This window comes from Mesorhizobium sp. M0136, from assembly GCF_040322515.1.
In the GTDB taxonomy this organism is placed as follows: domain Bacteria; phylum Pseudomonadota; class Alphaproteobacteria; order Rhizobiales; family Rhizobiaceae; genus Mesorhizobium.
The window spans coordinates 1-14,716 of the sequence record NZ_JAMYTP010000049.1; the positions used below are offsets into that span (position 1 = coordinate 1).

14 protein-coding genes and 1 pseudogene are annotated in these 14,716 nt (G+C 60.6%); 11 read left to right on the forward strand and 4 right to left on the reverse strand.

What is annotated here, in order from left to right; all coding sequences use genetic code 11:
* The 3 genes from NKJ35_RS30250 to NKJ35_RS30260 form a co-directional block, all read left to right on the forward strand.
* On the forward strand, positions 1 to 531 hold a 531-nt coding region (locus tag NKJ35_RS30250), incomplete at its 5' end, for a glycogen debranching N-terminal domain-containing protein (protein WP_352651277.1).
* A gap of 85 nt (positions 532 to 616) precedes the next feature.
* Positions 617 to 934: a glucosidase family protein gene (locus NKJ35_RS30255; protein ID WP_352615280.1), complete on the forward strand. Its 318-nt coding sequence runs from the start codon at positions 617 to 619 to the stop codon at positions 932 to 934.
* Between the two features lie 285 nt (positions 935 to 1,219).
* Positions 1,220 to 1,654 carry a hypothetical protein gene (locus NKJ35_RS30260; protein ID WP_352651279.1) on the forward strand — a complete coding sequence of 145 codons (435 nt, stop codon included), beginning with the start codon at positions 1,220 to 1,222 and terminating at the stop codon, positions 1,652 to 1,654.
* Positions 1,655 to 1,668: 14 nt separating this feature from the next.
* Here the strand turns inward: NKJ35_RS30260 and NKJ35_RS30265 are convergent, their stop codons facing one another.
* Positions 1,669 to 1,866, reverse strand: a complete 198-nt coding sequence (locus NKJ35_RS30265) for a hypothetical protein (RefSeq protein WP_352651280.1) — start codon at positions 1,864 to 1,866, stop codon at positions 1,669 to 1,671.
* Between the two features lie 199 nt (positions 1,867 to 2,065).
* Between NKJ35_RS30265 and NKJ35_RS30270 the strand changes: the two genes are divergently transcribed.
* Genes NKJ35_RS30270 through NKJ35_RS30295 form a run of 6 tightly spaced genes read left to right on the forward strand, consistent with a single transcriptional unit; the run spans position 2,066 to position 8,839 of the window.
* The gene (locus tag NKJ35_RS30270; RefSeq protein ID WP_352508170.1) at positions 2,066 to 2,530 is read left to right on the forward strand and encodes a chemotaxis protein CheW; all 465 of its coding nucleotides are present in this window, start codon (positions 2,066 to 2,068) and stop codon (positions 2,528 to 2,530) included.
* On the forward strand, positions 2,527 to 3,780 hold the full coding sequence (locus tag NKJ35_RS30275; RefSeq protein ID WP_352651282.1) for a CheR family methyltransferase: 1,254 nt from the start codon (positions 2,527 to 2,529) through the stop codon (positions 3,778 to 3,780). The genes NKJ35_RS30270 and NKJ35_RS30275 overlap by 4 nt, the downstream gene beginning before the upstream one ends.
* Complete coding sequence (locus NKJ35_RS30280; protein WP_352651283.1) at positions 3,780 to 4,496, forward strand: chemotaxis protein CheW; 717 nt, start codon at positions 3,780 to 3,782, stop codon at positions 4,494 to 4,496. Before NKJ35_RS30275 ends, NKJ35_RS30280 begins: the two co-directional genes overlap by 1 nt.
* Entirely contained in the window at positions 4,493 to 6,787 is a 2,295-nt protein-coding gene (locus tag NKJ35_RS30285; protein ID WP_352651285.1) for a hybrid sensor histidine kinase/response regulator, read from the forward strand. Before NKJ35_RS30280 ends, NKJ35_RS30285 begins: the two co-directional genes overlap by 4 nt.
* Positions 6,788 to 6,809: 22 nt before the next feature.
* Complete coding sequence (locus NKJ35_RS30290) at positions 6,810 to 7,832, forward strand: chemotaxis response regulator protein-glutamate methylesterase (protein ID WP_352651286.1); 1,023 nt, start codon at positions 6,810 to 6,812, stop codon at positions 7,830 to 7,832.
* An 11-nt stretch (positions 7,833 to 7,843) separates the two neighbouring features.
* The gene (locus NKJ35_RS30295) at positions 7,844 to 8,839 is read left to right on the forward strand and encodes a diguanylate cyclase (RefSeq protein WP_352651288.1); all 996 of its coding nucleotides are present in this window, start codon (positions 7,844 to 7,846) and stop codon (positions 8,837 to 8,839) included.
* Between the two features lie 854 nt (positions 8,840 to 9,693).
* On the opposite strand, the gene NKJ35_RS30300 is transcribed toward NKJ35_RS30295, so the two are convergent.
* Positions 9,694 to 10,128 (reverse strand): hypothetical protein, encoded by a 435-nt coding sequence (locus NKJ35_RS30300; protein WP_352651290.1) that lies wholly within the window; start codon positions 10,126 to 10,128, stop codon positions 9,694 to 9,696.
* A gap of 102 nt (positions 10,129 to 10,230) precedes the next feature.
* Positions 10,231 to 10,443: a DUF982 domain-containing protein gene (locus NKJ35_RS30305; protein ID WP_352651292.1), complete on the reverse strand. Its 213-nt coding sequence runs from the start codon at positions 10,441 to 10,443 to the stop codon at positions 10,231 to 10,233.
* Positions 10,444 to 11,141: 698 nt separating this feature from the next.
* On the opposite strand from NKJ35_RS30305, the gene NKJ35_RS30310 reads away from it, so the two are divergent.
* A complete protein-coding gene (locus NKJ35_RS30310; protein ID WP_352651294.1) occupies positions 11,142 to 12,308 on the forward strand; it encodes an IS110 family RNA-guided transposase in 1,167 nt (388 codons plus the stop codon).
* A gap of 567 nt (positions 12,309 to 12,875) precedes the next feature.
* Positions 12,876 to 14,076 (forward strand): annotated as a pseudogene (locus NKJ35_RS30315) (IS256 family transposase).
* A gap of 430 nt (positions 14,077 to 14,506) precedes the next feature.
* On the opposite strand, the gene NKJ35_RS30320 reads toward NKJ35_RS30315, so the two are convergent.
* The coding region (locus NKJ35_RS30320; protein ID WP_352651296.1) for a hypothetical protein at positions 14,507 to 14,716 on the reverse strand (210 nt) is incomplete at its 5' end.

Sequence of the window (14,716 nt, forward strand, 5' to 3'; positions counted from 1 at the left end):
ACGATAGCCTTCGGAACGGATCAGTTTCCGAAACGCTTCGGAGACAGACTGATGGTCTGCTTTGTTGCTCGTTGTCATGTTCGGGAAGTCCGTCCCAATGAGCCGCAACTCGCCCGCAACGAATGGGTTCCATCAGGAGGTCGGAATATTTGGCTGAATTTTCTGAGCGGGAGATCGGATAACTGGCTCGCGCGAAGACCCCCGTTGCTCGAGCGCATTACCTTCACCAACTACTTCGCGCGCGAGATTGCGTTGCCGGTCCGTGTCGACTTCGATGCCGATTTCCGAGACATGTTCGCGGTGCGCGGCACCACGCGTAGCCATCGCGGTCGTGCCCATGACGCGCTGATTGGTGAGGCAAGCGTCACATTTCGGTACCAAGGGCTTGATAATGTGGCGCGCCGGTCGGTCATTGCAGAGCCGGATCAGGTGCATTCCAGTTACGCCGAGTTCCGCATTGTCGTGCCGGGCCGTGACCGCAGGATCCTCCATCTGGATGGTCGGTCACGGCGAAGAGATTCCGTCCAGTGACCGGTTTCGTCCCGCCGCTGCGCGAGCGCGATGTGCGATTCGCTCAAAGCGCCGGCAAGGCGCCACCGTTTTCAGTTCCGGACGCGTGTTCAATGACTGGCTGGCCCGCACACGTGCAGACATCGCGCTCCTGACAACCGACCTCGAGACGGGACCATACCCGTATGCCGGCATTCCATGGTTCTCAACCGCCTTCGGGCGCGACGGAGTCATTTCCGCCTTGCAGATGCTCTGGCTCAATCCCGAGCTTGCCCGTGGCGTGCTGGCGTTTCTCGCCCGCTACCAATCGACCGAGACTTCCGTCTTCGGAGACGCAGACCCAGGCAAGATCATGCACGAAACGCGCAAGGGCGAGATGGCCGTGCTTCGCGAGTTGCCGTTCGGCCGACAGGACCGGAGATGAGGACTTTGTCGATCGCATTTGGGAATCACTGGGTGCTGCCACGGCTTGGATGGAAGAAGTCGGAGCCCGCAATGGGGAGGGGTTCGTTACCTACAGCAGGGCAGCGGATACGGGCCTCTTCAATCAGGGCTGGAAGGACAGTGCCGATGCGATCTTTCCATACCGACGGCACTGTTCCCAAGGGACCGATCGCCTTAGTCGAGGTGCAAGGTTACGTCTTCGCAGCATTACCAACCGCGCTGAACGCTCGCACCTACCAAGCCGGACAGCGCTACTGGTCGCTGCATGTTGCGGAAGAAGCTCGAACGCCGAGGCTTTACCCCAAGCCAGATCGACGCCGAGATCAGCCGCTATGCGGCGATCAGCCGCATCCTTCGCTCTCAAAAGCAATATGGCTCAACACCGGATAGTGCCGCATGCGAGGGAGCGAGCATATTCGTCCGCGAAGCGGAACGGAGTGGGGGTGTGGGGCCTCAGGCCCCGCGTCTTCCTTCTGTTGGCGCTAACGCCGCGCGCGCGATGGCATTTCGTTCCGCCGTCGCTTGGATCGACCAGTCGCTCGCGCATGTCGCCCAGGCAGTGGAGCGCATGCCCGATGACAGGTTCCTCGCCGAGCACCAGGCACGCACGATGAGCCGCGCTCGCCGTCTGTCGACCTGGTTGCCGCCGTGCATGAGCGCGAGTGGTGGCGCCGGGTGGCCTGAAGGTCGCGACGAATGAACCGCCGGCCCAGTTCAATCCACGCGACGTCCTTCAAAGCTGGGGGAATCGATCTTCACCAAGCGGTCTGCGGCCTCGACCGCAGTTCGTATCCTGCGGCACAGCGCGAGATTTTCGGCCAGCATTTCGTCAGTGCGTTGAAGCGCGAGCTCGGTCCGGTGGATGCGCTGCCTGGCATTGGCAACTTCCGATGCCAAAAGATCGGCCGCCATCCCGTGGCCGTGGGGTTCCATAGTGTCCATGGGTTTCTAATACATGGGGGGCGATATCGTTCCATGATGTCGGGCGAAACGGCGGGCCGCAGAAAAGCGCGATGGGCCGAACTCAATCAGGTTTCGGGCGGGTTACGCAGCAGCATTTCCCGTTTCAAACTGCGGGCGCTGCGAGAGGTGCCTGCGAGCTAGGACGACAATGCTATTCCTCGGGTTCTGTATAGGTAGCGACCGGTATGTGCTGGACATGGAGCAGGTTGAAGAGGTCCTGCCTTACATCGGCGTGAGAAGGCTGCCGGGCGCGCCGAACGGCGTAGTAGGCCTAATCAACTGCCGGGGCTTACCCGTTCCCATGATCGATCTCAGCCTGCTTGCGCTTGGCCGCCCCTCGGCGCTGGTGCTGAGCACACGAATCGTTCTGATACGCTATCCAACCAAGGATGGTGAGAACCACCTGCTTGCGCTTGTTGCTGAACGAGCGACCGATATGCTCAAGCGGGATCCTTCTGACTTCGCGCCGTCCGGGATGGAGGCGGGAACTCCGCCCTACTTGGGCCCCGTGGCGTCCGACGATAGAGGACTTGTCCAGTGGGTCAGGGCCGAAGCGCTGCTATCGGACGACATTCGCGAAACGTTGTTCCGTCAGGTCGCGATGAGTTCATGATGTTTGGTGCGGTCGAACAGCTACTGAGGGAAAAGATTGGACTGGACAGCGGCACTGTCGGTCTGTCGGTGATCCGTCACGCGCTCCGGGAGCGGATGTCAGCCTGCCGGATCAGTGAGCTTCAAGACTATTGGCAATTGCTGGCTGGCTACCCATCCGAGCTCCAGGAACTGATCAACGCGGTTGTCGTACCGGAGACATGGTTCTTCCGAGATCGTGAAGCTTTCACTGCAATGACGCGTCATGCACGGGCGCGCATGCGGCCGGGTCAACCCATAATGCTCTTAAGTCTCCCGTGTTCGACAGGCGAAGAGCCCTATTCGATGGCGATGGCCATGTTCGATGCTGGTTTCGGCGCCCAAGATTTCAAGATTGACGCTGTCGACGTGAGCACGGGCAACCTCGCGGCCGCCGAGCGCGCCGTCTACGGGCGCAACTCATTTCGCGGCGATTTTCTCGAATTCAGAGGGCGCTATCTCGAAGCGGCCGAAGGCGGACTACGGCCTGAGGTGCGGGTCTTGAAGCAAGTCCGATTCAGGCTTGGCAACCTGTTTGATCCTGCGGCCTCGTATGGGCCGGCACCGTACGACATTATTTTTTGCCGCAACCTGCTGATCTATTTCAACCGAAACCTGCAAGACCGCGCGCTGGTTTGTCTGAAGACCCTCCTCGCGCCAGATGGCCTGCTGCTCGTCGGTCCAGCGGAATCAGGCCTTCCGATTCTGCACGGCTTTGCTTCAGCGCGATTACCCATGGCATTTGCGTTCACGAACGTGGAGCCGGCTAAGGCGCCCCAGACGGTTGCCCCCTCCAAGTCGCGCTTCGGTCCGGCCACCCCTGCTCCTATCTCTGACGTCAGCAAAGTGCTGAGCCCGATCCGGCCGGCCTCCAGTAATGCAGCGAAAGTGGAGCGCTCCGTCCACCCGTCCGAGCGGGCGGCCCAAAGCCTCGCTTCTGTAGAACGCACCGCCAATGCCGGACGAGTTGCGGAAGCAAAGGAACTCGCGCTGACGCATCTCGGGGAATACGGTCCCTCGCCGGAAATCTTCTATCTGCTCGGGCTAGCTCAGGATGCAGAAGATGCGCGTTCCGAGGCGATCCAGAACTATCGCAAGGCCCTCTATCTCGAACCCCGCCATCAAGAAGCCCTCGCGCATCTTGCGCTGCTGCTTCGCAAGCAGGGTGACATCGCCGGTGCCGAGGCACTCACCGGGCGGCTCGGTCGGATTGGGAAAAGGAGCGGCACTTGATGTCAGCTGAGCCCGGTAGCGCATCATCGGTGCCGGACATCGCCATCGGCGACTGCTGGCGGCAAATAGGCGTTCGTGGTGACAGATCGTGCCCTGAACTGGAGCAGCATCTCCACTGCCGGAAGTGCCCGACCTATAAGGAAATCGCACGGAACCTCCTGAACCGTCCGCTGCCGCCCGGCTATCGGGACGAGTGGGCCCGACATTTTGCCCAGGCAAGGACCGATGAAGCAGTCGGGAATGCCGAGGGCAGTGCATTTCAGACGGTCGTTGTCTTTCGTCTCGGCGAGGAATGGCTGGCGCTTCCGGTTGGCTGCTTCCAAGAAGTGGCCGAGCTGCGTAGCATTCATTCGCTGCCACACCGCAGGAACAGTGCGGTTCTCGGCATTGTCAATGTTCGAGGCGAATTGCTGGTTTGCGTTTCGTTGGCCAAACTGCTCGGAGTAGACGACCGCAAAACGCGGGTACAGGACACGCGGACCAAGGCATTTCCGCGTCTTATCGTCGTCGGCAACAGCGACAAGCGCGTTGCTTTTGCTGTGGACGAAATGCACGGCATTTATCGATTCAAACAGAGCGACCAGCTTGCCGTGCCTGCTACCGTTGGCAAGGCGTCCTCGACCATGACGGCAGCCATGGTCTCGTGGCGAAGGGGCGCGGTCGGTTGTCTGGATGAGGCGCTGCTGCTGGCCATGCTCGATCGAGCTATCGCATGAGCGGCGCGGACTACAGCCAATTTTCGATGCTCGACCTCTTTCGGGCCGAACTGGCGACGCAGTCGCAGGCCCTGACGTCCGGTCTGCTAGCGCTCGAACGCGATCCCGTGTCCGCCCAGAGTCTCGACGCTTGCATGCGGGCTGCCCATTCGCTGAAGGGGGCGGCCCGGATCGTCGATCTGACGCCGGCGGTGGAAGTTGCGCACGCGATGGAAGAGTGCCTGGTCGCCGCACAGCGGGGGCGTCTCAGCCTGAGTCGCGAGCACATCGATACACTTTTGAAAGGCGTCGATCTCCTCGGATCCATAGCCAGTGAGCCTGCCTCGGCCGATGAGAGCGCCAAACTGGAAATAGCCGGTTTTCTGCTGGCGCTTGAGCAGGCATCCTCCCCATCGACAGCCAAGGTGCTTACAGTATCAGAGACGGAGCTCGCCGGCTCAAATGCTGCCCCGCAGGAGGCGCCGTGGGCCTCTTCGGCGAAGGAAACGGGCGTCCTCGCTCGATCGGAACCACTTCTTCAACCTTATGGCGGCGTCGGTTCCGACCGTATGGTGCGGGTGACGGCCGATAGTCTAAACCGCTTACTAGGGCTTGCCGGTGAGTCCCTGATGGAGGCTCGTCGCCTCAGGCCGTTTACGGGCGGTCTACTTCGACTGAAACGGATTCAGTCGGATCTGGCCATTGCCTTCGACGTGCTAGGCGACGCACTGGCCGAGATTCCTAAGAACGATCGGGCGGTGCAAGCACTGGCAGAGGCGCTGCAAAAACTTCGGCTGAGCCAGACGTTCCTCGCAGAGCGCCTTAACGAATTGGACTCGATTGACCGCAGAGCCACCGACCTTGCGAATCGACTCTATGACGAAACGCTGGCGAGTCGCATGCGCCCCTTCGAGGATGGCGTCCGGCACTACTCAAGGACGGTGCGCGACCTTGGCCGAACCTTGGGGAAGAACGTGCGGTTAGACATCGTCGGGGGCTCAACTGGCATCGATCGCGACATCCTGGACCAACTCGAGGCACCACTCGGCCATCTCCTCCGCAATGCTGTCGACCATGGGCTCGAAACGACCGACGAACGTATAGCAGCCGGCAAATCTGAAGAAGGTGTCATCAGGCTCGAAGCACGGCACAATGCGGGCCTGCTGCAGATAATCGTCGCGGACGACGGAAGGGGAATCGATCTGAACAAGCTGCGCGAGACGATCGTGGCGCGCGGCCTGACGACAGAGGAGACCGTCGGCAGACTTGCCGAAGCGGAATTGCTCGAATTTCTGTTTCTGCCAGCCTTTTCGATGAAAGCGACGGTTAGCAACATCTCCGGACGCGGCGTGGGGCTCGATGCCGTACAGGCGATGGCCAAGCAGGTCCGAGGCCTCGCAACCGTCTCCTCAGAGTTCGGCTTCGGAACCCGATTTCAACTACAGCTGCCGTTGACCTTGTCGGTGCTCCGCACGCTGCTCGTCGACATTGACGGGGAGCCATACGCCTTCCCGCTCGCAGGCATCGCCAGCACGATAAAGTTGCCGCGCACGCGCATCGAACTGCTCGAAGGCCGGCCGCATTTCCGCTTCGAGGATCGACAGATCGGACTAGTCACCGCGCACCAGGTTCTTGACCGCGCTGAGCCGCAAGCAGACGCCGATGAACTTTCAGTCGTTCTGATTAATGGTGATCACGGTGAAACCCACGGGTTGATTGTCGATCGCTTCCTGGGCGAGCGCGAGTTGGTGGTCCGGCCGCTAGATCCTCGCTTTGCCAAGGTCAAGGACATCAGCGCGGCGGCGTTGATGGAAGATGGTTCGCCCGTGCTTATCGTTGATGTCGACGATCTGATCCGATCAGTAGACAAGCTCGCGTCGTCCGGCGGATTACGCACCTTGCGGCGTGGTACTACCAGCCCCGATCAGAGGAGGCGCAAGCGCGTTCTGGTGGTCGACGATTCTTTGACGATACGTGAGCTCGAACGCAAGCTGCTGGACAATCACGGCTATGAGGTCGAGGTGGCGATTGATGGTATGGATGGATGGAACGCCCTACGGTCTGAATCATTCGATCTTGTTATCACCGATGTTGATATGCCGCGCATGGACGGCATCGAACTGGTGGCCTTGATGAAGAAGGACAGCCGGCTCGGGAACACCCCGATCATGATCGTGTCGTACAAAGATCGCGAAGACGATCGCAGGCGAGGTCTTGACGCCGGCGCGGACTACTACCTGACTAAAGGGAGTTTCCACGACGAGACACTGCTCCATGCAGTCGTCGACCTGATCGGCCAGGCGACAGAATGAGGCGCAGCGTGCGGATCCATCAATGAGGATCGCTATCGTCAACGATATGCCTCTTGCGGTCGAGCTTCTGCGGCGATTGGTTGTATCAACCCCGGAACATCAGGTGGCCTGGATCGCCGTTAACGGGCGTGAGGCGGTAGAGGCCTGCCAACGAGACCTCCCGGACCTGATCCTCATGGACCTGGTGATGCCGGAAATGGATGGCGTCGAGGCTACGCGCAGGATCATGACGAAGACGCCATGCCTGATTCTGCTGGTCACGGCGAGCATTGAGGCCAACATTCCTGGTGTCTATGAAGCAATGGGGTATGGCGCGCTTGACGCGGTCGACATCCCCTCGATCGGCTCTGACGGCCCGGGGTCCGGACGGTCCGCACAGCTTATTATCAAGAAGATAACGACGATCAGCAAACTCGTACGTGACGCGCCGTCTTCAAATTGGGGCACACGGACATTGCCCCCGTCTGTGTCATCGGCACAGCACCTTATTGCCATCGGCGCGTCTGCGGGCGGGCCGGCAGCTGTTGCCGCGATCCTCGGCGCATTTCCGAGCAATTTCACGGCCGCAATAGTTCTCGTACAGCATCTCGATTCGCAGTTCGTACCCGGTTTTGCAAACTGGCTCGGCCAGCATGCGGCGCTTCCAATCCGTCCTGCACGCGAAGGAGATGAGCCCGAGGCCGGCACCGTTCTAATTGCAGCCACGGCTGATCATCTCGTCTTCAAGTCAGCCCACAAGCTCGGCTATACCCCGAAGCCGCACGACAACGTCTACCGTCCCTCCGTAGATGTATTCCTTGAGAGCGCCGCGCAGTGGTGGCCGGGTGTCGTGATCGGTGTCTTGCTCACGGGCATGGGTAGAGATGGTGCCCAAGGGCTCAAGCTGCTACGCGACAAAGGGCATTTGACAATCGCTCAAGACAGCGCGTCGAGTGCGGTCTATGGGATGCCCAAGGCCGCCGCTGCCATCGGTGCCGCTGTCGAGATCCTACCACTTGACTCAATCGCCCCGCGCCTAATCGAGGCGTGCGGCCGATCTTGCTGAAAGGTTATTCTATGACGGGCAAATCCAATCTCGTCTCACCCCTGGCAGACAATTACTCGTCAATGGTTCTGCTGGTGGACGACCAGATAATGATCTGTGAAGCGGTCCGGCGCGCGCTCGCAAACCAGCCGGACATAGATTTCCACTTCTGCACCGATCCGCTCAAAGCGACTACAGTTGCCGACGAAGTGAAGCCAACGGTCATCCTGCAGGATCTTGTCATGCCGGGCGTTGATGGGCTGGACCTGGTACGGCAATACCGAAAGAATTCCTCGACGCATTCTGTCCCCGTCATCGTGCTGTCAAGTAAAGAAGATCCGGCCATCAAGGGCGAGGCATTCGAGGCCGGAGCGAACGACTATTTGGTCAAACTGCCGGACCGTATCGAGTTGGTCGCTCGTGTCCGTTATCACTCCCGGGCCTATCTTGACCACGTTCAGCGAGAGGAGGCATACAGGGCCCTGCGAGAAAGCCAGCGGCAATTAATGCGCGCGAATCTCGAGCTGGAACGTCTCACACGGATTGACGGTCTCACAGGTCTGGGAAACCGGCGCTACTTCGATGAATATCTCGCGGCGGAATGGAAGCGCGCGGTCCGCACGAAGAGCCCGCTGTCGTTGTTTATGATCGATGCCGATCACTTCAAGCGCTACAACGACACCTATGGCCACATGGCAGGCGACGAGGTGCTGAAGCACGTCGCCAGTGTAATCCAAAGCAGTTGCAACCGCTCGACCGATCTCGCGGCGCGCTACGGCGGCGAAGAGTTTGTCGTGGTGGTGGTCGATATTTTGCAGGCGCAGTCGGGCGCTATGGCCGAGCGGCTCGTGCAGAGCGTGCGAGCCTTGAGCATTCCACACGGTTCTGAGCGGGTGACAATCAGCGTCGGTGTTGCAACCATGGTGCCTGATGAGAACCACACGCCAAATGACCTCATCAAGGCGGCCGATCTGGCGCTCTTCCGCGCCAAGTCGGAAGGACGGGACCGTGTCGTGTATTACGACTAAAGGTAAGGGTGCTTTACGGACGGGCTTACAGCTCGTGCAGTTTAAAGGCTTGGTGATCGCCGAACGGGACCCCTCGATTGTCAACCGGGCAAGCGAAACAGCTCAAAGTCAGTTCCATTTCTGGATAACTGCTGTTCCGCGGACCGGAACCTCAAACACGAGTTCGTTTTCGACGGCTACGCCTCCGACGCTTATGCGCCTGGTCCAGTCTAATCTAGGACATCCCTCGCCCCTTTTGGCGCGAAATAGACGCTGCTTGTCAATTGATCAACCGCCTGCTCAGCACGCGGGAGCGTCTTCGAGATAGGGGAGCCGCTTGAGAGCAGTGACTAACGAGCCGGAGGAGTGTGCCCGGCACGAGTAGGGGGTCGGGCGGAGCATCGTGCCGGGCCTGGGCAATTCCCAGCAAGCGCCGGCTCCATGCGCCTATCTCAAAAGGTGACCGTCACAACGACAATATCCGTATAGGTGCCGGACGGCGGCGTCGACCATCCGCACCGCTATTTGAGACTGTAGTGCACCCTGCCAGAGATATGCTCGATATCAAAAGCCCGATGGCCAATGCGTTGCTTGCGAATGATCGATGAATGCCAATCTGATTCTGTTTCATACCCGTCACCTCAACTGACAATAGTGCAGGCTAGATGGGGATACGGCGCGAAACAAGGGAGCGCCTCTTCTTTGGTTCGGCCGATCGCTTCTAGTCAGCAGCCGCGGGCCAGCCGCATCGCCTGCAAAGCCAAATCGTACGTGATAGGCTGATCGCGCAGCCATGGTCCGAACTCGCCATGAGGCCCTTTTCAGCCTCGCTGGCGTCCGCCTTGGCCATCCGGGACCGAATAGTCTCCTTTGCGTTAGCGAGCTCTCCCGGAGGCGCCGGTAAGGATCCCAGCTAGCGCATGCCCCTGATGAACGCGGCCGCGCAGCTCATTGACGATCGCCATGTATGCGCCGAGCGGGATCGCGTCGAAAACCTCGAGCACGGCGGCCATGCCCTGCTCCACTAGGTCCGGACCGGCCAGCAGCAAGTCAGAGACGGCCGTCAGGCTGCTTTCTCGGTGAGCGCGTGGTTCGCCGCGGCCCTCAGCCAGGACACACAGGACCAACCGTGCATGCTCAGCGCCATGATTGTCGAGCAGCCGGCGGATGGAGCCGACGGCGCGCGTCTGGCCTTCTTTCCGATAGCGGCCCTTGGGGACGATCTCTACGTGGAATTCGCCACAGAGCGCGTCAACTCGCGGGTCGACGTAGAGTGCAGATCCGCGGCTCCAGCCTTCTCGCGCAAGCATTCGGCGTCTCCGCGTGATCGACGCACGATGTTTGCACAAATGTAATGGCCGCTGCAAGAGTGATGCACGATGGACAGTGGTGGGGCACGCGTTGACGAGATGTCAAGCAGTCAGGATTTTCGCTTCCTTGGCGGCGTTGAGAAATGCCACGCGCGCTATCTCCGGTGCGCTGCCGCCGCCGAGCACTTTCATGCACGCCATGCGAGCCTGGATGCGGCGCCCGGTTTCTCCAATGGGCCAGCGGTAAAGCAGCATTTCGGCGGCTTCGCGGGTGCTCGAAACACTGACTTTGCCCGAGGACAGCAAAACCGTCACGGGCTCTTCGAACGTGCCGACGTCTCGTTCGCAGGTCATATGCTGGTCTCCTTTCGCAATCTCCCCAAGACCTTACGGGTGAACCATCCGTTCCGTTGCGTCACGTTTGGCCCGGTGGGCGAACATTCTGTGAGGATGGGCCTCGTCCAGAGCGCGGGCTTGATCGCTCAGACTAGACTCGCCAACCCGTTGCGGTCCTCAAATAGCGAGAACCGTCCTTATCGTTACGAGCCCGCTATGCCTTGGTCAGTTGCCGGCGCTGATATCGGAAACGAAGCGCGGAAGGGCACTCTGCCGCCCAGAGTAACCGGCCTGCACGGTGAAGACGAGAAGGACGCTCTTCCAAGCGCGGAGTTCGAATCCTCCCTCACCGCCATAAGTCATTGTTTACATCAATAAAAATACAAGAATAGGTTGGGCGCCCGCCATAAAGCCCGCCTACCGAAAACGGGGTATTCGCGGCACGTCAGCTTACGACACAAATATGCGGTGGTTGATGGTTCGACCTGGTAGATGGCAGAGATCAACTTCGGCCTCGCTAAGCGAAGTCGTGGGGGGTCGCGTCCCCAGACGTGGTGTAGCTCGCCGGTAGCGAAGCCGCTCGCGAGCGCGCCCTCAACAGCGCCGTAGATGCTATGGGCGGCGGCGAGCGTGTGGCACCCTCGGCGCTGTTGAGCAGCTACCCAAGGTAGCGTCCCATGTCACCATCCTTTGATGCAAGCAAATCCCTTACCGCCCTTGATCAGAACAGCACGTTGGTCGCAGTGATTGAGATGAGCCAGACAAAGTGGCTCATTGCTGCTACGGTCCCTGGCTTTGAACGTAACCCTCTCAATAAGCTCGATGCCGACCCGGATTCGGTGTTCAGGCTGTTGCGCCGCTGGCGCAGCGAAGCCATCCAAGCCGGGCGTGAAGTCCGACGCATTGTTGTCGCCTATGAGGCTGGACGCGACGGCTTTTGGTTGGCGCGCTGGCTCCAGGCGCGCGCTGTCGAAGCTTATGTCATACATCCATCGAGCGTCGCGGTTTCCCGTGAACATCGGCGTGCCAAGACCGATCGCCTCGATACCGAACTGCTGATGCGCGCCTTTCTTGGCTGGCTGCGGGGCGAGAAGCGCCACTGCAGCATGGCAGCTATCCCAACCATCAATGAGGAGGAGGCCCGCCGTCCGAACCGTGAACGAGACAATCTCGTCCGCGAACGTACACGGATCGTCAATCGCATCAAGGCAATCCTCGCTCGCTTCGGCATTCGCGCCTTCAAACCCAATCTGCGCAAAGCTGCCGAGAAACTGGAGGCTCTGCATACGGCGGAAGGTATGCCCCTACCGGAACGAAGCCGAGCAGAGTTGCGCCGTAATCTCGGACGGCTTCACCTGTTGCGTGAACAAATCCACGAGATCGAACAGGAGCGGTTGCGGCAGCTCTCGGTGGTTCCAGACACGGAGAAGGGTCCGCTCGCAATGGTTCGCCTTCTTTCGCGGATCATCGGTGTCGGTATCGAGACTGCGGACATGCTGGTGAATGAGATTCTCTCACGCAGCCTGCGTGATCGGAGAGCCATCGCTCGCTATGCCGGACTTACCGGGGCGCCGGATGAGAGCGGCCAACGCAGGCGCGAGAAAGGTCTTGCGCGGGCCGGCAACGCTCGCGTCCGCTACGGCATGATCCTATTGGCTTGGCGGTTCCTCCAATTCCAAAAGGACAGCGCGCTGGGGCACTGGTTTTGCGCGAGAACGGCCGATGGCCGTGGCGGTACGCGCAAGACGATGATCGTGGCTTTGGCACGCAAGCTACTGATTGCATTCTGGCGACTTGTCACGACCGGCGAGATCCCGACGGGAGTAGCCCTGCGTCCGGTATAAAGCATGGAGGAGCGTTCGATAGGACGAGCATTGAAGTTTGGCAGCTGCAATAGTGTCTGCCGATAACGATCCGAGGTGGTGGTGATCCCGGTCGCTCACATGGCTTACGACGCCGCGCTGTAGAATGGGCCCACCGCCCGGAGCTTCGCCGCCGATGCGTATGGCTGCATCATGGTTTTCGATCCGCGAGGATCAACCGCATACAAGCTTGCGGCGCGTTTACAGCGCCTGATGGCGAGCTCCCCTCGGTTTGCAGATTGTAGACCTCTACGAACAGCAACTACCGGCTCAATGTGACGCTGCCGCCGTGCTCGTGACCATCAAGGGCAAGTCGCTTCGCGATGGCCAGAGGCCCACCCTTGACCGTCACTGCGCGCCGCGCCCAATGAACCGCGGGGCCGAAGAGGAATAAATGGGCGCCACCGGCTGAACAAGGAGGCGGAACGACTGAAAGATCACCTTGACAAAGTTTAGCCCATACAAGCGAGCGAGCGGCTTTGCCGCGGTCATCGATGTTCCCCGGTAAGGTCGGGTTGCTGACACCAACCTGATTCGAAGGAACCACCGATGACCGACGACATGATGAACCTGCGCACGCTCGTGGAGAAGACCCCCGACGCCGATATCTTGCGCGAGATGATCGGCTTTGCCGCCGAGCGGCCGATGGAGCTGGAGGTGGGCGCCGCCACCGGCGCCGCCTATGGCGAGAAGAACCCGCTGCGGACGGCTCAGCGCAACGGCTATCGCGATCGCGATTGGGAGACGCGGGCCGGCACCGTCGAGCTGCGCATCCCCAAGCTCAGGAAGGGCTCCTACTTTCCGGGCTTCCTCGAACCGCGGCGCATGGCGGAGAAGGCGCTGACGGCCGTCATCCAGGAGGCCTACGTCCAGGGTATCTCGACCCGCTCGGTCGACGACCTGGTCAAGGCCATGGGCATGAGCGGCATCTCCAAGAGCCAGGTCAGCCGGCTGTGCGAAGAGATCGACGGCAAGGTCAAAGCATTCCTTGAAAGACCCATCGAGGGCGACTGGCCATACCTGTGGATCGACGCCACCTACCTCAAGGTGCGCCGCGGCGGACGCATCGTCTCGGTCGCCGTCATCATCGCTGTCGGCGTCAACGCGGACGGCCGGCGCGAGGTGCTGGGCATGGAGGTCGGCACGTCTGAGGCCGAGCCGATCTGGACGGAGTTTTTGCGCAAGCTGACCCGCCGCGGCCTCAGGGGCGTCAAGCTCGTCGTCTCCGATGCCCATGAAGGCATCAAGGCGGCCGTCACCAAGGTGCTGTGCGCGACATGGCAGCGCTGCCGGGTCCACTTCATGAGGAACGTGCTGGCGCATGCCGGCAAGAGCGGCCGCCATGTCGTCTCCGCCTTCATCGCCACCGCGTTTGCCCAGGAGACGCCAGAAGCCGCCAGCACCCAATGGCGTGCCGTCGCCGACCAGATCCGGCCGAAGGTGCCCAAGCTCGCCGCCATCATGGACGACGCCGAGCCCGACGTGCTGGCCTACATGACCTTCCCCAGGGAGCACCGCGCCAAGCTGTATAGCACCAACCCGATCGAGCGCCTCAACGGCGAGATCAAGCGCAGGACCGAGGTCGTCGGCATCTTCCCCAATGACGATGCCATCGTCCGCCTCGTCGGCGCGTTGCTGCTTGAACAGAATGATGAATGGGCCGTCCAGCGCGCCAGATACATGACGCTGGGAAACCATCAGCCAAATGAGCGATGATCCTCTCATCAGCCTGCCAGCCGTGGCACGCTGATCATCCCGGCCCCATGCCGGAGAGCGCGGCGACCAAGCCGTCAGCTACACCACTCCCGGGGACACGATCTCGTGGGGTTCATGCGACAGCGGAATCAGGATACGCGACGAGCACCCCGTGCCGGGTCAACCTCGCCGTCGGGAAGTACCGATCGGTGCGGAACCAAGCGGATTCACGCTTGTCGGCAGCGGACGCCGGCGGTGGCGATCAGCACCCGAGCAGGCTCCTCATTAGCGAGACAAACGTCCAGAGCGGAGGCCAATCTTGGCACGCGACCGCGCCATCCTGAACGACCGCTCTCCTCGGCTTAGTCAAGCATACCTGCGGAATGAAGCGCCTGGCCTGTGACAAATGAATCTCTGCTGGACCGCCGATATGGGGAGGCGCTCGCAAATCGCGCCCTACGCGCGGGTTGATCTGTTGATCAACATCAAAGCTTGAATATGAGAAATGCGCCAACTGTGACCGCGGTGGTCACCGTGGCTCGAGTGTCAGCAGATGTGGTAAGGGTGAGTGTCGGCGAGTAGCAGAGGTCCAGCAACAATGACTTTGAGGCGAACCAGAGCTTACGGCACATCCGGCTTGGTTCTAGCGGTTTGCACTGTGTTTGCTTGGCAGAACGCCGCTGCCGCTCAAAATT

Coding starts and splice junctions, on each gene's coding strand:
- NKJ35_RS30280 (WP_352651283.1), top strand. CDS start 3,780: ATGTCAGCTGAGCCCGGTAGCGCATCATCGGTGCCGGACATCGCCATC.
- NKJ35_RS30285 (WP_352651285.1), top strand. CDS start 4,493: ATGAGCGGCGCGGACTACAGCCAATTTTCGATGCTCGACCTCTTTCGG.
- NKJ35_RS30260 (WP_352651279.1), top strand. CDS start 1,220: ATGTTGCGGAAGAAGCTCGAACGCCGAGGCTTTACCCCAAGCCAGATC.
- NKJ35_RS30265 (WP_352651280.1), bottom strand. CDS start 1,866: ATGGCGGCCGATCTTTTGGCATCGGAAGTTGCCAATGCCAGGCAGCGC.
- NKJ35_RS30290 (WP_352651286.1), top strand. CDS start 6,810: ATGAGGATCGCTATCGTCAACGATATGCCTCTTGCGGTCGAGCTTCTG.
- NKJ35_RS30295 (WP_352651288.1), top strand. CDS start 7,844: ATGACGGGCAAATCCAATCTCGTCTCACCCCTGGCAGACAATTACTCG.
- NKJ35_RS30275 (WP_352651282.1), top strand. CDS start 2,527: ATGATGTTTGGTGCGGTCGAACAGCTACTGAGGGAAAAGATTGGACTG.
- NKJ35_RS30310 (WP_352651294.1), top strand. CDS start 11,142: ATGTCACCATCCTTTGATGCAAGCAAATCCCTTACCGCCCTTGATCAG.
- NKJ35_RS30300 (WP_352651290.1), bottom strand. CDS start 10,128: ATGCTTGCGCGAGAAGGCTGGAGCCGCGGATCTGCACTCTACGTCGAC.
- NKJ35_RS30270 (WP_352508170.1), top strand. CDS start 2,066: ATGCTATTCCTCGGGTTCTGTATAGGTAGCGACCGGTATGTGCTGGAC.